At 42.6% G+C, this 502-nt stretch carries 1 protein-coding gene; it reads right to left on the bottom strand.

Annotated features, from left to right (window positions below):
* A partial coding sequence (locus A3739_RS31120) for a hypothetical protein (protein WP_231877163.1) occupies positions 1-294 on the bottom strand: 294 nt, incomplete at its 3' end.
* Positions 295-502 lie beyond the last annotated feature (208 nt).

The following is a 502-nucleotide window of genomic DNA, read 5'->3' as shown; positions in this document are numbered from 1 at the left end:
GATCAGTGTTTTGTCTTCGGGGAATGGGCGTGTCTCGGGCCGTAATGTTCGTGTAAAGCATTCATGCAGACTTTGGAAGTGTTGCTGATTGGCTTCGTGTAAGCGCATATCATCACTCGCAAATTGCCATAGCTTAAGAGCGACTTTAACGAATAAAGGATTTTCTATTTTGCTTAGTCGTCGCATCAAGCGTGTGCTCGCTGCGCGTGGAATGTAATTGGTTAGCCAAAAGTTAAGCGTTTCTATCAGAGAGAACGTTTTAACGTTCTTTGTATGGGTGAGTTCGTTTTGCATGGGCTTAATGTAGGTGTCAAAAAAGACAGCTACATGAACGATTTACTACATTATTGTGACGCTAGGTATTTTGAAAAACAGGGATTGTGAAAAAAGGGCTTATGAAAAACTAAGCGGCAACATGAGTAGTAAACACCCGTATCCAGCTAAACCTAAAGCAAGGCCTAGTATGGCTCCGACTAATACATCGCTTGGGTAATGCAAGCCA

This window comes from Oleiphilus sp. HI0067, assembly GCF_001635735.1.
This window is presented reverse-complemented; position numbering and strand designations above follow the sequence as displayed.